Origin of the sequence: Microbulbifer pacificus, from assembly GCF_002959965.1 — a bacterium.
GTDB lineage: Bacteria > Pseudomonadota > Gammaproteobacteria > Pseudomonadales > Cellvibrionaceae > Microbulbifer > Microbulbifer pacificus_A.
Genome location: NZ_PREV01000026.1, coordinates 745,583 through 762,832, shown reverse-complemented (window position 1 = coordinate 762,832; position 17,250 = coordinate 745,583). Strand labels below are relative to the sequence as shown.

Below are 17,250 nucleotides of genomic sequence, written 5' to 3'. Positions count from 1 at the left end.
GGGTGTTTTGTTTGAAGCCCCCACGGTGATTGCGACCGCGCTTATACAGGCAAGCGCTGATGTCATCGCTGTGGCATGAATTCCCTCCAATTTGGCATTCGGTTTGCAGGTATTTCCCTGATCTCCCGCGCGGGAGAGCGGCCGCTTCTGGCACAAAAAACAACATCACAGCCAGCTGACGCCTCTACAGATACTTTATCTCTACGTGGCTGCGGATTAATGTACCGCTTGTCTGTGCCGGTACCGCCTCGATCATAAAAAAAGCAAAGGGACCCCAATGATCACTCGCCATCTGCAGGAGCCGGCTGCCCGGACTCCACTGTCTAACACGCCACTTCTGAAAAAAAACACGCTCGCCGCAGCGGTGGCTACCGCGGTTCTTGCTTCGACGCTGGCGCTACCCGCCGATGCACAGGTTCTCGCGATTGAGGAGGTGACCGTCACCGCGAGTAAACGCGAGGAGTCGGTGCAGGATGTACCACTGGCGATTACCGCGCTCTCCGGCGATTTCACCCGGAAAGTGAACCTGAATGATGTGAAGGACCTGGTCTCCTTCACCCCCGGTGTCACCGGCAACAGCCAGGACAGCTTCATTGACGCGATCAGTGTGCGCGGTATCCGCACCCAGGACTTCGGTGTGGGTGGCGACCCCTCGGCGGCGTTTTTCAAGAATGATCTCTACGAGGGCCGCAACGGTTCCGCGGTTACCAGCCTGTACGATATGGAGCGCGCGGAAATCCTGCGTGGTCCCCAGGGGTTCCTGTTCGGGCGCAATTCCATCGGCGGTGCCTTCAGTGTCCACACCCGCAAGGCTGAACTGAAAGACGGAGTGAGCGGTTACTTTGAAACCGACGTCGGCCAATACGGGCATTTCGCCACAGAAGGTGCGGTCAACATCGGCCTCAGCGACAACTTCGCCATGCGCGTTGCGGGCTACAGCTCCCGGGAAGACGGCTTCGTCGACAACGTCTACCCGGGCTCGAAAGACCTGATTGCGCACGAGAAGCAGGCGCTGCGCTGGTCCACCACCTTCGAGAAGGACGCGCTGGCCGTCCATACCATGGTGGAGTATGAGTCCCGCGAACAGTCTGGTTCCGTGTACCGCGCGATCGAAGAGGGCGACATATGGGATTCGTTCGTCGAATCCATCGGCGACCCGATGATGGGCGGCAATCCCCGCAGGGGCGATGTGGACGTGGACCGCTTCAGCGGCGATGCCGACGATGCGGATGTACTGACGCTCGGTCTGCATGTGGATTACGATTTCGACCGCTTCACCGTTACGTCAAACACCGGTTACAAGGACCACGACTACTTTTATACCGAAGACTACGACGGCACACCGCTGAATGTGAACGACTTCGGCCTCGACCAGAGCGGTGATTACTTCCAGCAGGAAGTGCGTGTGACCTCCACCACCGAGGGGCCGCTGTCCTGGTATGCCGGTGCCTCCTATTACAAGGAAGAAATCGACACCCGCTTCCTGTTTCGCGGCGATGAAGATTACATGTGCGCCTACTACGGCAACTATTACTACCCCGGCAATGGCTTCAGTGGCTGCGCCGACCTCTACGATTATTACGGCTACGCCTGGAGTCCGGCGGCGGATGGCAAGCTGACCGAGACCGGCCACATCCTCGGTTCCTACTCCGGATGGGCCAGCTATGTGAATCTGGACTACGCGCTGACGGATACCCTGACCCTGGGCCTTGGTATGCGCTACACACGCGATGACAAGGACTTCGCCATCAGTGTGCCCAACCCGGACAGCGAACTCGGCGCCTACTGGGCCTATGGTTTCTCCACCGACGGTTTTATCCGCGGCAGCGAGTCCTGGGACAAACTCACCTCCCGCGCCATTCTCACTTACCAGCCGAACAATGAAGACACCTACTACGCCAGCTATACCGAGGGCTTCAAATCCGGGGGCTTCGGCAGCTTTAATCTGGCGAGCAATGCAGAAGGCGAACCGGCCATCGGCAATACCGATCTGACCCAGGAGGACGGTTTCGGACCCAACGTGTTTGCGCCTGAGGAAATCGACTCGTTCGAAGTGGGTTACAAGAGCACGCTGTTCGGCGGCAGCGCCCTGTTCGATGTGACCGGATTTATGTACCGCTACACCGATCTGCAGGTGGTCGTGTTCGACGGCGGCGCGAATATCGTGAAAAACGTGGGTGAAGTGGACAGCCTGGGGCTGGAATCCTCGCTCACCGCTGAGCTGAACGATAACGTCAACCTGATGTTCGCCTTCGGCTGGCTCGACAGCGAGGCCAACAAACTGCAGGACATCTGTGGTCTGGAGGACGCGAATGGCTGTGAGGGCAGTTCGCTGTTCTGGGCACCGGAATTTTCCGGATCGCTGGTCCTGGACGCACACTTCCCGTTTGGCGACGGTATTCTCACCGCGAGCCTGGAAACCTTCTGGGAAAGCGAGCGCGGTGGTGGCTGGGAAGGATTAGAGACCACGAAAATAGACACTTATCAGGATGTGGCTCTGCGTGTAGGGTATGAGTCCAATGCCAACTGGCACGTCGACGCCTATGTGGAAAACCTGACCAACGAATTCACCTGGGATGGCCAGAACAACAACGGTGGCATACTGCCGTCGCACTTCTTCGGACCCAAGCGCCCGCGTACTTTTGGTATGCGCTTTGGAATGGATTTCGAATAAGCGTTCGATCTCCTGAATGAGAAGGCGGTAGCGGCTCGCCGTTGCCGTTACCGCTTTTTTGTCAATTTTTGTTTGTGGCGCGCACCGGCGTATAGTGTTCGTTGATGTTTGGGGATCACTGTGATGAACGAGCGAGCGCAGAGTAAACAGGCATTTCTGCAGCAAACCCTGTCCGATGGATTGAAGGCGCTGTCCCGTGGCGATATCGATTTCGCGTCGAAATGTTGCCGGGCCGTTTTAACGCAACAGCCGGACCTGGTGCAGGGACATTTTCTGGTAGGGCTGGTAGCGCTGGAAGCGCAGCAGCCGAAGGTGGCGTTCAGCGCGTTTCAGTCGGTGGTGAAACTGCAAAAAGACCATCCTGCGGCCTGGGCGCATATCGCCAAACTGTTCATGCGCGACGGACATTTTCACGCGGCCGGCAACGCACTGGAAGCGGCGGAATCCTGTGCGGGGGGCGACGCCGCGGTCAACGACCTGATTGGCAATGTGTACTCCATGATGGGCTACTACACCGAGGCCCGGCGTTGCTTCGAGGGTGCGCTGCGCGCAGAACCCGACCACCCCGCGTACCTGCAGAACTATGCCAACAATCTGGTGTACCACGGTGAGGCCGAAAAAGCAGAGCGTGTTTTCCTGAAAATCATTGCCCAGCACAACGACAGCCCGCAGGCGCACTGGGCGCTGGCCGGCGCGCGCAAAGCGCAGGATGACGCGCATATTACGGCCATGCGGCAATTGCTCGAGCAAAAAAACATGCCGCCGCGGGCGCAGGCGTTTTATCACTACGCCATCGGCAAGGAACTGGAAGACCTGCAGCAATGGGATGCCGCTTTTTCCGCGTTTTCTGCGGGGGCGCGCGCGCGTCGTGCAACCGTGGCGTTTGATGAGCAGGCCGAGCAGGCCACCTTCGATTTTCTGCAGGAGCACTACACTCCGAAATGGTTTGCTTCGCTCGCCGACGGCAATCCCGATGCGTCGCCCATTTTCGTGCTTGGGCAGCCGCGCACCGGTACCACACTGGTGGAACGTATCATCACCGCACATTCGCAGGTCCATTCCGCCGGCGAACTCCAGCAGTTCGGTCTCGCCGTACGCCGACTTACCAACTACACCGACCCGAAACGCTTTTCTGCTGCACTCTTCGACGGGGCGCTCACGGTTGACGCAGAAAAACTTGGTGGACTCTATCTGCAATCCGTGGAGAAAGTGCGCGGGGATACCCCGCGCTTTGTGGACAAACTGCCGCAGAACTACATGATGATCCCGCTGATCCTGAAAGCGCTGCCCAATGCGAAAATCGTACACCTCACCCGTAATCCGATGGATGCCTGCTTTGCCGGTTTCAAGCAACTGTTTGCCGACGCTTACCTGCACTCCTACGATCAGCGGGAGATGGCCCGGCACCACGGGCGCTATCGCAAACTGATGGACACCTGGCGGGCGCGCTTTCCCGGTCGTTTCCTGGACATTGCTTACGAGGATACCGCGCGGGATGTGGAGTCCAGTGCGCGCAAACTTATGGCATTTCTCGAGCTGTCGTGGGAAGACGCCTGCCTGGAATTCCACAACCAGAAGACCGCAGTGTCCACTGCCAGCGCCGCGCAGGTGCGCGAGCCCGCGCATACCCGTTCCATCGGCCGCTGGGAGCACTATGCGATGCAACTGAAACCGATGCGTGAGGAACTGGAATCCCTCGACATTCCCGTGAGCTGAGTGCGGCCCGGTGAATGATCCTCGTCTGTCGAATTACCGCCAATCGAATTACAGGCAGCTGAGCTACTGGTTCGACAGCCTCGACACCGATGTTGCGCCGCGCGCAGCGCTTGAGTCGGAGCAACAGGTGGACATCGCGATTGTGGGCGCAGGCTACACCGGGTTGTGGACCGCATATTACCTCAAGCAGCAAAACCCGGAGCTGAACATCGCGATGATCGAGCAGGAAGTGGCCGGCTATGGCGCTTCCGGTCGCAACGGTGGCTGGCTGATGGGGGAGTTCACCGGTTTCGGCGATTACCTGAAACTGTTGCCGACCCCTGAAAAGGCAGTCGCGCGGACACTGGCCTCCGGCATTGTCGGCGAGGTGAAGCAGGTCTGCCTGCGCGAGGGCATCCACTGTGACCTCGCCCATGATGGCTGGCTCGCAAGTGCCGCGCGCTTTCCCGCGCAGCTCGCACGGGTGCGCGAATCCCTCAATTACTATCGCGCACTGGGCTTCGGAGAGGAAGACTACCGCTGGCTTGATGCCGGTGAGGCGAGGGCGTTGGTCAATATTCGCGGCACCCAGGGCGGCATGTACGCACGTAATGTGGCTGCCATTCACCCCGCCAAACTGGTGCGCGGTTTGGCGCATGTGGTGGAGACGCAGGGAGTGCGTATATACGAACAGAGCCCCGTTACTGAAATCAAATCCGGGCGGGTGGCAACGGCGCGGGGCTCGCTGGCGGCGGACGTGGTGATCTCGGCACTGGAAGGCTTCAGTAATACGGTACAGAGCCCGTTCAAGCGCCACGCTATTCCCGTGGTCAGCCGCGTAATCGCCACCGAGCCTTTGAGTGATGCGCAGTGGCGGGCAATCGGTTTTTCTCGTCGTGTGGTCAGCTCGGATGCCAGTCGCCTGATTTCCTATATGCAACGCAGTGCCGATGGTCGCCTGCTGTTCGGAGCGCGCGGCAGCTACGATCGCGGTGGTGATGTGCGGACGGACGCCAAGCTGCGTGACGAAGAATTGCGTGTGCAGCTTCAGCTGATGCTGGACTTTTTTCCGGACCTGCGTGGCGTGGAAGTGAGTCACCACTGGTGCGGTAACCTCGCTTTTTCGAGAGGCATGCGGCCGGCGGCGATTTATGATGCGCACGCGGGGCTGGCGCTGGCTGGCGGTTATGGTGGCGAGGGCGTGGGCGCGTCCAATCTGTTTGCTCGCACACTGGCAGACCTGATTCTGCGGCGGGAAACGGCGTTGACGTCTATGCCTTGGGCACTTCGTGGCGATGCAAATCATCTACTGCGCGGCTGGGAGCCGGAGCCAGTGCCGTGGCTCGCCTACAAGGTGATCAACGCGGTGTACACCTGGGAGGAGTCCCTCGATCTGGGGTGTGGGCCGCGCTGGCAGCTGCCGGTGGCACGGCAGCTGGCGCAGTGGTGCAATAAATTACTCTGAATGGGAATACTTCAGCGATGATCGCCGCGCAGTCCTAATACGGTTTCCTGTAGTTTTTCCGCCTTGACCATGGCCGCCTCCAACGGCTGGCCAGCCACCACACAGACCTTCGACCAGAATCTTCTCGGCAGCGTGCTGAATGCGTGCCCGTCCTTGTGGCTGAAGAAACTGCCCCACAGTCCGCGCAGCGCCATGGGGATGACTGGTACCGGGGTGCGTTGCAGGATTTTCTCAATGCCGGCCTTGAACGGTTGCAGCTCGCCATCTTTGGTGAGCTGGCCTTCGGGGAAAATACACAACAGATCGCCGTCTTTCAGCCCCTGCTCAATGGCTTCAAATGCGCGCGCATACCCCGCCGGGTCCTTTTCCTTGGAACAGATTGGGATCGCGCGGCTGGTTTTGAAGATGAAATGCAGCACCGGAATTTCGTAGATCGGTTTGTACATGATGAAACGGATCGGGCGGCGCACCGCGCCGGCGAGCAGCAGCGCATCCACGTAACTCACGTGATTGCACGCAATGATTGCCGCACCTTCCGCGGGAATCCGTTCCAGCCCCTGATGCTTTACCCGGTACATGGTGTGCGACAGCAGCCAGATCAGCAGGCGCATGGCAAACTCCGGCACCTTGGTGAACACGAAGATCGCCACCGCCGCATTCATCAGTGCGATGATCAGGAAAAACTGTGGGATGCTCGCGCCCAGCACATTCAAAAACACGATACCAAGTACCGCAGCCACCACCATGAACAGCGCGTTCAGCACATTGTTTACCGCGATGATTCGCGCGCGGATTTCCGGTGCCGAGCGCTCCTGCATCATGGAATAGAGGGGCACGATAAAGAAACCGCCGAAAATACCGATAAGGGTCAGGTTGACCAGAATACCGAGCGAACCTTCATTGGCCCAGAAGGCGGCGATACTACCGTCCGTCGGCGGCTGGTAACCACCGGTGACGGACGCCAGGAAAATGCCGACGACAGTCAGCCCCGCCGCGCCGATCGGGACCAGCCCCAGTTCCACGCGGCCACCGGACAGGCGCCCGCACAACAGGGAACCGATGGCCACACCGATGGTGAAGCAGCACAGCAGCAGAGTAACCACCGCTTCACTGCCACCCAGTACGTTGCGGGTAAGGCTCGGAATCTGGGTGAGGTAGGCTGCGCCCAGCAGCCAGAACCAGGAAATGCCGATGATGGCGTAAAACACCGACGGCGTTTTTGCGGCTTCCTTGAGAATACGTGCGGTCTGGGTGACAGGGTTGTAATTGATGATCAGATCCGGTGCCGGCGGCGTTGCGCTCGGAATCGCACGACTCGCCAGATAGCCCGCAACCGCGGTGACGGTGATGACTGCGGAAATCCACAGCAACCCGGACTCGCCCTCGCCGGTAAAGCCCGCGAGCAGGCCGCCGACAATGGTGCCGAGCAGGATGGAAACAAACGTGCCCATTTCCACCAGGGCATTGCCCCCCACCAGCTCGGTCTTCTGCAGGTGCTGGGGCAGGATGGCGTATTTCACTGGCCCGAAAAATGTGGACTGGGCGCCCAGCAGGAACAGTATCAGCAGACACAGGTAGTTGTTGCCGCTGTAAAGCGCGGCGATACCGAACAGCACTATGCCGATTTCCACGAGTTTGATACGCCGGATCAGAACGCTCTTGTCTACCTTGTCGGCAATCTGCCCCGCTGTGGCGGAGAGCAGGAAGAACGGCAGAATAAACAGCCCGGCGGCAAGGTTGATCAGGAAGTTGGCCTCATCGGTGGCGAGCCGGAAGGCGATCATCACGATCAGTGCATTCTTGAACACATTGTCGTTGAAGGCGCCGAGGGACTGGGTGCAGAAAAAGGGCAGGAAGCGGCGGCTGCCGAGCAGGGCAAACTGGTTCTGATGGGTCATATGAATCCCCTGGAAGTCCGTTTTCGCAATGGTATGCCATTAGCGGTGGGGATGCAGCGCTATCTCGTGCGCAAAAAAAGCCCCGCGGTTGCGGGGCTCTCGGGATGGCGTTTGGCGTGGGTCTGGATTACCAGATTCCCTTTACCAAATTCCCTTTACCAGATTCCTTTTACCAAATGACTACGCGCTCCTCTTCCGGCAGGTACATGCCGTCGCCTTCCTTCACATCGAAGGCCTGGTAGAAGGCTTCGAGGTTTGGCAATACGCCCTGGACACGGTATTCCGCCGGGGAGTGCGGATCGGTCTTCAGGCGCTCGCTCAGGGCTTCGTCGCGCATCTTGCTGCGCCATACCTGTGCCCAGCCCAAGAATACACGCTGGTCGCCGGTGAAACCGTCGATGACGGGCGCTTCGCCGCCGTTCAGGGACATTTTATAGGCCTTGTAGGCAATACCGAGACCGGACAGGTCGCCGATGTTCTCACCCAGGGTCAGCTCGCCGTTCACGTGCTCGCCATCCAGCGGTTCAAAGCCGTTGTACTGGGCCACCAGTTTGCCGGTGAGACCTTCAAAGTTGCTGCGATCGGAATCGGTCCACCAGTTGTTCAGGTAGCCTTTTCCATCGAACTTGCTGCCTTTGTCATCAAAGCCGTGACCGATTTCATGACCGATCACACCACCGATGCCACCGTAATTCACGGCGTCGTCTGCCTGCATATTGAAGAACGGCGGTTGCAGGATCGCAGCCGGGAACACGATTTCATTCATCGCCGGGTTGTAGTAGGCATTGACGGTTTGCGGGCTCATGCCCCACTCGCCGCGGTCCAGGGGTTTGCCCAACTTGTCGCGCTCGTGCAGGGTCTCAAACAGAGTGGCGGCGATGGCGTTGCCTACCAGATCGTCGGCGTTCACCTGCAGTGCGCTGTAATCGCGCCATTTGTCCGGGTAGCCGATCTTGGTGGTGAAATTGGCCAGCTTGGTCAGCGCTTCCTTCTTGGTGTCTTCGCTCATCCAGGTCAGGGACTCGATGGACTCTTTGTAAGCCGCCTTCAGATTGTCTACCAGCTTGACCATGCGCGCCTTGGCTTCCGGCGGGAAGTATTTCTCCACATAACGCTGGCCAACGAGTTCACCCACGGAGCCATTTACGAACTGCACGGCGCGCTTCCAGCGGGGCTCCATTTCTTTAACGCCACGAATGGTGGTGCTGTAGAAATCGAAGTCTGCCTGGGCGATCTCGCTGTGCATGTAAGGTGCTGCGGCGGAAAGTACCTTGAGCTTGAGGTAGCGCTTCCAGGTATCCAGTTCGGTATCCGCGATGATCTGGTTGGCGGCTTCCAGATATTCAGGCTGGCCGACAATAAACTCCTGGGCTTTTTCCAGGTGTGCTTTCTGCAGGTAGCTGTCCCAATCGACCGCGGGCATCATCGCTTTCAGCTCGCTGAGTGTCTTCTTGTTGTAGTACTTGTCCGGATCGCGGTTATCCACACGGGTGCGATGGTGTTCCGCCAGGCTCTTTTCCAGCGCGTACAGGGTGTCAGCGTACTGCTCGGCATTTTCCAGACCGGCGATCTGCTGAATTTTTACCAGGTAATCGCGGTAGGCCTGCTGCAGTTTCTGACCTTTCTCGGAGTCGTCGAAGTAGTAGTCACGATCCGGTAAGCCGAGACCGGCCTGCCACATAAAGGTGATGTAGTTTTCTACCTGCTTCAGGTCCTGGTAGATGGTGCCGCCGAAGGGGACATCGTAGCCAACGGTGTCGGCGTAGGCGAAGAAGTCGGTCAGGTCCTTACGGGACTTGATGGCGTCGACCTTGGCCAGCTCTCCGGAGATGGCTGAAAGGCCTTTCTTCTCGATCAGCTCTTCATTCATATAGCTGTTGTAGAGATCGCCGATCTGCTTGGCGCCAGCATTGTTCGCGTGCTGCCCCGCCTCCATGATCAGTGCTTTTACTTCCTCGGTGGCCTTGTCACGCAGAATGGTGAAACCACCCCAGCTGGATTTGTCCGCGGGAATGTCGGTGCTTTTGATCCAGTTGCCGTTTACATAGGAGAAAAAGTCGTCCTGTGGGCGCACACTGGTGTCCATGGCACTGAGGTCGATACCGGAACCGAGCTCTACCTGGGCGATGGCTTCGGCCGCGGGCTTGGAGGTGGCGGTATCCGCCTGTGGACCTTCGGATTTAGAGCAACCGGTCAGTGAGGTTCCGGCAATGGCACCGGCAATCGCCAGGGGTAAAAGCAGTTTTTTCATGTATGGCCTTTTGGGCTTGTTATGTCTTGGTCGGTCCGCGGACCGGGTGGAAAATCACTGGACATAGTATGCAAGGGCTGCGCCGATGGGCAAGCGCCCATGCGTTCAGTGGCCGGCAACGGGCGACGGAGTATGTGGATGGAATCGCCAGTGCAATAAAAAACCCCGCAGGAGCGGGGTTTTCGTACGGTTATCAGTCCGGCAGGCGGAAAGTAATTGGTACTGAGAATTTGTATTCGGTCATTTTCAGCTGAGGTGGAGTGGCGGGGTAGGGGCCCGCGCGCTCTACCGCATCCAGCGCCTCACGGTTGAGGCTCGAATAACGGGACTCCTGCAGTGTGGCGACGTCGATGACATTGCCCCTGCTGTCGATGGTGACGTTCAGGCGCACACTGCCCTCCTGGCCACGCTCCATGGCGCGCTTGGGGTAGTTGATGTGCTTGAAGGTATGACGCAGCAGCATGGAGTGGTAGATCTGCCGGGCCAGAATCATATCCGCGGTGAGCGGCGCTTCATCTTCCTCTTCTTCCAGCTCTTCTTCATCCACCGGCGGGGTTGCCGGGCGCGTGGTCGTGGGTTTCAGCGGTTTGGGCTGGGACGCCTGTGCCACGGCGGGGGTTTCCGCTTTTGGTTCGGGGCGCGCCGGAGCGGGCTTTTCTATGGCGGCACTGCCGATGGCAGCCAGGGTGGGGGCCGGAATATCCGCGCTCAGGTCAGGTTTGCTGACCGATACGATGGCTTCAGACTCCGGCTTGGTTTCTTTTTTCGGTTCGGGTTTGGCGGGCTCCGGCGCCGCGGCAACTTCTTCGGCCTCACCTTCATAGGTCGCGCGAACCTGACTGACGCGCTCGGCGCTGGGTTGCAGTGACTCGAAGGTGGCCAGCAGGCCGCCGGTTACCTGTCCGGATTTCATTAAGTTGTCGCGGAACTCGGTGGATGGCGGTACGGGCCCGATCCAGGCGCGCAACAGCGTATTGAAGAACTCGCGACTGTCGATTTTCCCCAGCTCGACCCCATTCAAGGAGACCGAGGTGGCGCCGGTGTTCGCTTCGAAATCAATACGCAGACGGTCGCCGCTCACCAGGCGCCCCTTGAACAGGTTGGCGAAGGTCACCATGTTTTCCGCCTGCCCGGTCAGGGTGTCCCCCGGGTTGTTGATGGCAATTCCCTCCATCCACTGGTTGCGCAGACGGCGAGCAGACAGGTGATCGGCCACCACGCGAATTTCCAACGCCCGTGGCATATTGTTATCGAGCAGGGATGCAGCGTCGTTGGACAGACGTTCGGCGTAAACCGCGGCGATGTATTGGTCTTTGTTGAACTGCTGTTCCAGGGCCAGGCCGTTCAGAAGTGGCGCCGCTTTTGCAGTCAGGGCCATGGCGAACATCAGCAGGGCAATGACGAGTTTGATCGATTTCATTTTTGCTTTGATATTTGTTTTAAGCCGGATGGGCAGAAACCGGCAGATCAAGCGCTGAAAAATCAATCAAATACCCCAGACAAAATTTCCAGCCACTTCGATCACACCTTCCCCCCGAAAGGTGCGGGCACCGAAAAAGTCTCAACATGCGGCTGGTTGAAATTTCTCCAGGCGCAAAATGCGATTAATCGGGGCACTGCTCAACTCTACTTCAACTGCAATGGAGTTCAACCCTGAAATGGGTAAAATGTCTCGTTTTTTCAAATCGGCGATCCGCCGGGGCAGACAGCTGTCACTTTCCGCCTAGAATGCGGCATCTGGTAGCGCACAAAGCAGTGAGAACCTATCGCTGGTGCGTCAAATAAATGCCGGGCAAGAAATGCCGGATTAAGTGAGAGACGAGTTTCCCGTCGGCACGCTGGGCGTTTAAATAACCAACACATAACCACGCGTGTTTACACAATCAAGAGTTTCATGGATTACAAACCGCTTAGTGATTTTCCGCGGGACGCGGTCGATCGGCTTCTGAATGTCATTCATCTCTTTCGCGATATTCGTGCCACCAGTGAGTGGCAGTACGATGTATTAGTGAAGCGTTCTCGTCTGGTTTCTCTGGCTCGCGGAGAGGCGTTGCTGCACGCGGGAGATGTAGACCAATGGGTGTATTTCCTGTTGCGAGGAGAGCTACAGGTACATGTGGACGACGCGGCGTCGGCGCGGGGTGAACGGCCGTTGGCCGTGATCCGTCCGGGCGAACTCTTCGGTGACCTGTCCATGTTGCTCGCGGAGCCGCGCAGCGCCACCATCGTGGCAGCACCGGTCGGTCAGGAAATTCAGGTGCTGGCCGTCGACTGTACCCTGTTCGGTGACCTGGAAGACTTCTCTCTATTGCACCTGCCGTCCAAGCTGGTGTTCTATCGCAATATGGTGCACTCACTGCGCTGGAAACTGGAAGTCTACCGTTCCAAGTATCCCGCCCATGAACTGGCCAACAGTCATCGCCGCCTGAAGCTGTATACCGGGCCCAAAAACTGCCGGGAAGAATTGTTGGCACTGGCGGATCAGGCGCGGGATCTGGCGCGTATTCTGCTCGACTGGAATGCGGAATTTGGTAGTGGACAGCTGGCCGCGGAAGAAGCCGATATGTCGGACTTTCTCGAGTCCATTCTTTCCTGAGCGGGTGCGCCCGCTCCACTTCTTATAAATGACCTTCTGGTTCCCGTCCGTAGCGGACGGGAAAGTTCTACTTCCTTCCTCTATATATCTGACGCATTGAGTGTGGTTTACCGCGGCCGCGTTGCCGGCTGTCGGTCGTATGTGAATAAATGCTCCTCGCTACAGGCTTGCTCCGCAGGTTCACATAAGGAGACTGCTGTGGATTTCGCAATCCGATAGCGATGGTCACTGCGCAGTAAAGGCTTTGTGCATAAAATGCGCTTCTCTTGAGCCTCCCGGCTGAATATTTTCTCTTTCCTTTACGGGTAGGAATACGGGTATGAATTTTCTGTTGAACCTCTGGCGGCAGCGTAATTATCGGATGGCGATAGGGGTCGCTCTTGCGGCAGTCGCCTGGCTTATGACTGGCCTGCTCTCCAGTGGTACCACCGGCAAAGGCGCAACACCGGCTGCGGAAACTGCGGCGGCGCGTGCGATAGAGGAACCTCTGAGCGTCCGCGCGCGTGTATTGGAGGCGCAGCCCTACCTCACACGTGTGGTAGTAAACAGCCGTACCGAGGCCAACCGCAGTGTGCGGGTGCGCGCGGAACTGGATGGGGTTATTGCCGCGCTGCCGGTTGCGGAGGGGCAGCGAGTTGCCGCGGGCGATGTGATCTGTGAGATCGCGGCGGAGGACCGGCCTGAACAGCTGGATCGTGCCCGTGCGGCCCTGCGCAAAGCCGAGCTGGATTTTGCCGGTGCCAAAAAACTGCAGGGCCGGGGTTTGCAATCCGAAGCGGCCATGGCGCAGCAAGAGGTGGCGCTGGCGAACGCGCGCGCGGATCTGAAGCGCGCGCAGGTAAACCTGAGCAACCTCCAGATTCGCGCGCCCTTTGCCGGTCTGGTCAACAGCCGCGCGGTAGAGCTGGGAGACTTCGTCCGCCGCGGCGAGGAGTGCGCAACCCTGTTGGATCTCGATCCGATCCTGTTGGTGGGCGAGGTTTCCGAGGCTCAGGTGGCTCGGCTTGAGCCCGGCGCTGAGGCCAGTGCGCAGTTGCAACACGGGCAGGTGATCCAGGGCAATCTGAGGTATGTGAGCCAGGAAGCACACCCGGTCACTCGCGCCTATCGGGTGGAAATGGCGGTTGCCAATACGGATGGGAAATTGCGCAGTGGTATCAGCGGACGCATGGCCCTGCCCACCGGGGAAGTGTTGGCGCACCGCATCAATTCTTCGCTGCTAACCCTGGACGATGAAGGGCAGCTGGGGGTGAGGACCCTGGACGACACCCAGCGGGTGCGATTTAACCGCGTGCAGCTCGTCAGCGACGAGCGCGAGGGGGTGTGGATTACCGGATTACCGCCACGGGTGACGTTGATCACCGTGGGGCAGGAATATGCCAGTGAGGGGGAGCTGGTGGCGGCGGTATTTGAAGATGGCGCCGCCGACCTGCCTGCTCCTGTCGTCCAGTCTACGGATCGCGCGGCCATCGAGGAGCAGCCATGAAGCTTCTGGAGAGTGCGGTAGAGCGATTCCGCAGCAGTATCAGTCTGATGCTTCTGGTCGTCATCATGGGCATCGCGGCACGCGGTGCCATGACCGTTGAGTCCAGCCCTGAAGTCAATCCACCGGTTGTTATTGTGCAGGTCCGGCACGAGGGTATTTCTCCAGAAGATGGTGTGCGGCTCCTGATTCGGCCGCTGGAACAGGAAATCCGTTCTCTGGAAGGGGTCGAAGAGGTGATTGCCACCGCCAGGGAGTCCCTGGTGTATCTGGTGATCGAATTCGACTCCGCGCTGGATATAGACCACGCCGTGGATGAAGTTCGCAATGCCGTGGACCGGGCCAAGGCAGAGTTGCCCCGCGATGCGGATGAGCCCATCGTGGAAGAAGCGTCAGCGCAACCATTCCCCGCCATAGTGGTAACCCTGGCAGGTGAGGGGGCCACTGAGCGGGAGCTGCTGCGCAGTGCACAACTGTTGAAACGAAAGATCGAAAATATCGGTGAAGTACTGAGCGCGGATATCAATGGCAACCGGGAAGAGGTTGTGGAAGCCACCATTGATCCGGTGCGCCTCGAGCATTACCAGATCACCAGCGGCGAACTGATCAACGCGGTACTCGGCAATAACCTGTTGATCCCGGCCGGGGAGATGGATGTCAGTAAAGGGCGTTTCTCGGTCAAGGTGCCGGGCTTGATCGAATCTGCTGATGACGTCTATCAGATCCCTCTCAAGCAGTCTGAGCACGGCGTGGTGACGCTGGGACAGGTGACGGATATCCGCCGTACGTTCAAGGATGCGACCAGCTTTACCAGTGTTAATGGACGCCCGGGGCTTGCCATCAATGTGGAGAAGCGCACCGGGGCCAGTGCGGTGGATCTTGCCGACAGTGTGCGCGCGGTAGTGAATGGGGAGCGGGATTACCTGCCGCGCGGTGTGAAGGTGGATTTCGTATTCGACATGTCGGAAGTCGCGCGGGATATGGTCAGCGAAATGGAGGGGAATATTCTCACCGCCATGCTGCTGGTGATGATCATCGTGGTCAGCGCGCTTGGCTTCCGCTCCGGGCTATTGGTTGGGTTTGGTATTCCCTTCTCCCTGTTGTTTGGCTCCATCATTACCTGGTATCTGGGCTACTCATTCAATTTCATGGTGATGTTCGGCATGCTGCTGGCGCTCGGCATGCTGATTGACGGTTCCATTGTTATCACCGAATTTGCCGATCGCAAAATGGCGGAAGGGCTATCGGCGCGGGTGGCCTATTCCATCGCCGTACGGAGAATGTTCTGGCCGGTCATCGCGTCAACGGGAACGACGCTGGCCGCGTTTCTGCCGATCATCTTCTGGCCGGGCGTGGTGGGGGATTTCATGCGCTATCTGCCGGTTACCGTCTTTGCGGTGCTGGCGGGATCACTGGTATACGCACTGTTTTTTGCTCCGGTGCTCGGGTCGGTATTCGGTAAAAGCAATATGGACCTGCAGACCCAGCAATATCTCAAGCAGCTGGAAAATGGCGACCCGCTTTCTCTCGGTGGCATCACTGGTCTCTACGCGCGGATGCTCGACTCGGTGGTACGTCGACCATTTGTATCGTTTGGGGTAACGATCCTGGTATTGATCGGGATTTTCGTCGCTTTCGGTCGTTTTAACCCAGGTGTGGAATTTTTTACCGAGACGGAAGAGCAATACGGCAACGTGGAGGTGCGCGCGCAGGGCAACCTGTCGGTCGAGGAGAAGAAAGCACTGGTAGCGCAAGTGGAGTCCACGGTGATGCAGGTGCCGGAAGTGCGGGTGGTATATACGGCCATTGGCACACGTGGTATTTCCGGAAACTCGGAAAAGTCTCCGGACCAAATTGCCAATCTTCTGGTGGAGCTGCAGCCTTCCATGGAACGCGAGCGTAAAAGTCGGGAAATTTTTGCCGATATCCGCGAGCGCACTGGTCACTTTCCCGGGATCAAGACCAGCGCCAACGCCTTCGAGGGCGGTCCACCGGTGGGCAAGGATATTGTGTTGGAGCTGCGCAGTCGCGACTACGATAAGTTACTGGCGGAAACCTGGCGCTTGCACCGCGCGCTGGAAAGCGAGTTTGACGGTCTTCGGGATATCGTCAATACCGCGCCACTGCCGGGGATTGAGTGGGAGGTTAAGGTCGATCGCGGCAAGGCGGCTCTGTATGGCGCCGACCTCACGGGGGTTGGTCGCGCCGTGCAGCTGGTGACGAACGGCGTACTGATGGCGGAGTACCGGCCCGACGATTCCGACGAGGAGGTGGATATTCGTATCCGCTATCCGGAAGATGCTCGCGGCATCACCGCGCTCGATGAATTGAAGGTGAATACGGCGAGTGGCGCGGTACCGGTCAGCAGTTTTGTAACCACCGTGGCGGGACCCAAGGTGGACAAAATTGAACGTATCGACGGCGTCACGCGGATGCAGGTAAAAGCGGATGTGAACGACGGCGTACTGGCGGATGACAAGGTGCGCGAAATCCGACAGTGGCTGGCGGCGCACCCTCTGGACGGAGAGGTGGAGCTGTTGTTCCGCGGCGCCGATGAAGATCAGAACGAATCACTGGTCTTCCTGCAGGTGGCCTTTTCGCTGTCGCTGTTCCTGATGTTTATCTTGCTGGTTACCCAGTTCAACAGCTTCTACCAGTCGGCATTGATCCTGTCTTCGGTGATCATGTCTACGGCCGGTGTAATGTTGGGACTTACCCTGACCCAGAGCACGTTCAGCGTAATCATGACCGGGGTGGGTATCGTGGCACTGGCGGGGATTGTAGTGAACAACAATATCGTGCTGATCGATACCTACAATTTTGTGCGTAAAGCCGAGCCTGAGCTCGGTTGCGGCGCGGCTGCGGTCAAGGCTTCTGCACAGCGCCTGCGCCCGGTATTCCTTACAACGGCCACCACTATTCTCGGCTTGCTGCCGCTGGCGTTGGGAGTAAGTGTGGATATGGTTGGGCGCACGGTGGTCGTTAACGGCGTGATCGCGTCTTTCTGGGTGAAACTGGCCAGCGCCATCGTTTATGGCCTCAGCTTTTCCACGATCCTTACCCTGATTGTGACTCCGGTGATGCTTGCGCTTCCTTCGGCATTCAGGGAAATCATTGGCGATGCGATACGGAAATCAAAACCCCGTTGGTTGAATAAGAGCGTTGAATAGTCCTCAGGGGGCCTGTGG

The 17,250-nt window shown here is 58.4% G+C and carries 9 protein-coding genes; 6 read left to right on the top strand and 3 right to left on the bottom strand.

Annotated features, from left to right (window positions below):
- The first annotated feature begins 277 nt into the window (after positions 1-277).
- From C3938_RS03705 to C3938_RS03695, 3 genes are all read left to right on the top strand, one after another.
- The gene (locus C3938_RS03705; protein WP_105101892.1) at positions 278-2,674 is read left to right on the top strand and encodes a TonB-dependent receptor; all 2,397 of its coding nucleotides are present in this window, start codon (positions 278-280) and stop codon (positions 2,672-2,674) included.
- Between the two features lie 123 nt (positions 2,675-2,797).
- Positions 2,798-4,390, top strand: coding sequence for a tetratricopeptide repeat-containing sulfotransferase family protein (locus C3938_RS03700; protein ID WP_105101891.1), 1,593 nt, complete (start codon positions 2,798-2,800; stop codon positions 4,388-4,390).
- A gap of 10 nt (positions 4,391-4,400) precedes the next feature.
- Positions 4,401-5,834 (top strand): NAD(P)/FAD-dependent oxidoreductase, encoded by a 1,434-nt coding sequence (locus C3938_RS03695; RefSeq protein WP_105101890.1) that lies wholly within the window; start codon positions 4,401-4,403, stop codon positions 5,832-5,834.
- A gap of 11 nt (positions 5,835-5,845) precedes the next feature.
- Here the strand turns inward: C3938_RS03695 and C3938_RS03690 are convergent, their stop codons facing one another.
- The 3 genes from C3938_RS03690 to C3938_RS03680 all read right to left on the bottom strand — a co-directional run bounded on the left by C3938_RS03690 (position 5,846) and on the right by C3938_RS03680 (position 11,403).
- The gene (locus tag C3938_RS03690; protein ID WP_105101889.1) at positions 5,846-7,732 is read right to left on the bottom strand and encodes an MFS transporter; all 1,887 of its coding nucleotides are present in this window, start codon (positions 7,730-7,732) and stop codon (positions 5,846-5,848) included.
- A gap of 169 nt (positions 7,733-7,901) precedes the next feature.
- The gene (locus C3938_RS03685) at positions 7,902-9,983 is read right to left on the bottom strand and encodes a M13 family metallopeptidase (protein ID WP_105101888.1); all 2,082 of its coding nucleotides are present in this window, start codon (positions 9,981-9,983) and stop codon (positions 7,902-7,904) included.
- Positions 9,984-10,176: 193 nt separating this feature from the next.
- On the bottom strand, positions 10,177-11,403 hold the full coding sequence (locus tag C3938_RS03680; RefSeq protein WP_105103207.1) for a TonB family protein: 1,227 nt from the start codon (positions 11,401-11,403) through the stop codon (positions 10,177-10,179).
- Between the two features lie 474 nt (positions 11,404-11,877).
- On the opposite strand from C3938_RS03680, the gene C3938_RS03675 reads away from it, so the two are divergent.
- The 3 genes from C3938_RS03675 to C3938_RS03665 all read left to right on the top strand — a co-directional run bounded on the left by C3938_RS03675 (position 11,878) and on the right by C3938_RS03665 (position 17,232).
- Positions 11,878-12,579, top strand: a complete 702-nt coding sequence (locus tag C3938_RS03675) for a cyclic nucleotide-binding domain-containing protein (RefSeq protein WP_105101887.1) — start codon at positions 11,878-11,880, stop codon at positions 12,577-12,579.
- A 319-nt stretch (positions 12,580-12,898) separates the two neighbouring features.
- Positions 12,899-14,065: an efflux RND transporter periplasmic adaptor subunit gene (locus C3938_RS03670; RefSeq protein WP_105101886.1), complete on the top strand. Its 1,167-nt coding sequence runs from the start codon at positions 12,899-12,901 to the stop codon at positions 14,063-14,065.
- Complete coding sequence (locus C3938_RS03665) at positions 14,062-17,232, top strand: efflux RND transporter permease subunit (RefSeq protein WP_105101885.1); 3,171 nt, start codon at positions 14,062-14,064, stop codon at positions 17,230-17,232. Before C3938_RS03670 ends, C3938_RS03665 begins: the two co-directional genes overlap by 4 nt.
- Positions 17,233-17,250 lie beyond the last annotated feature (18 nt).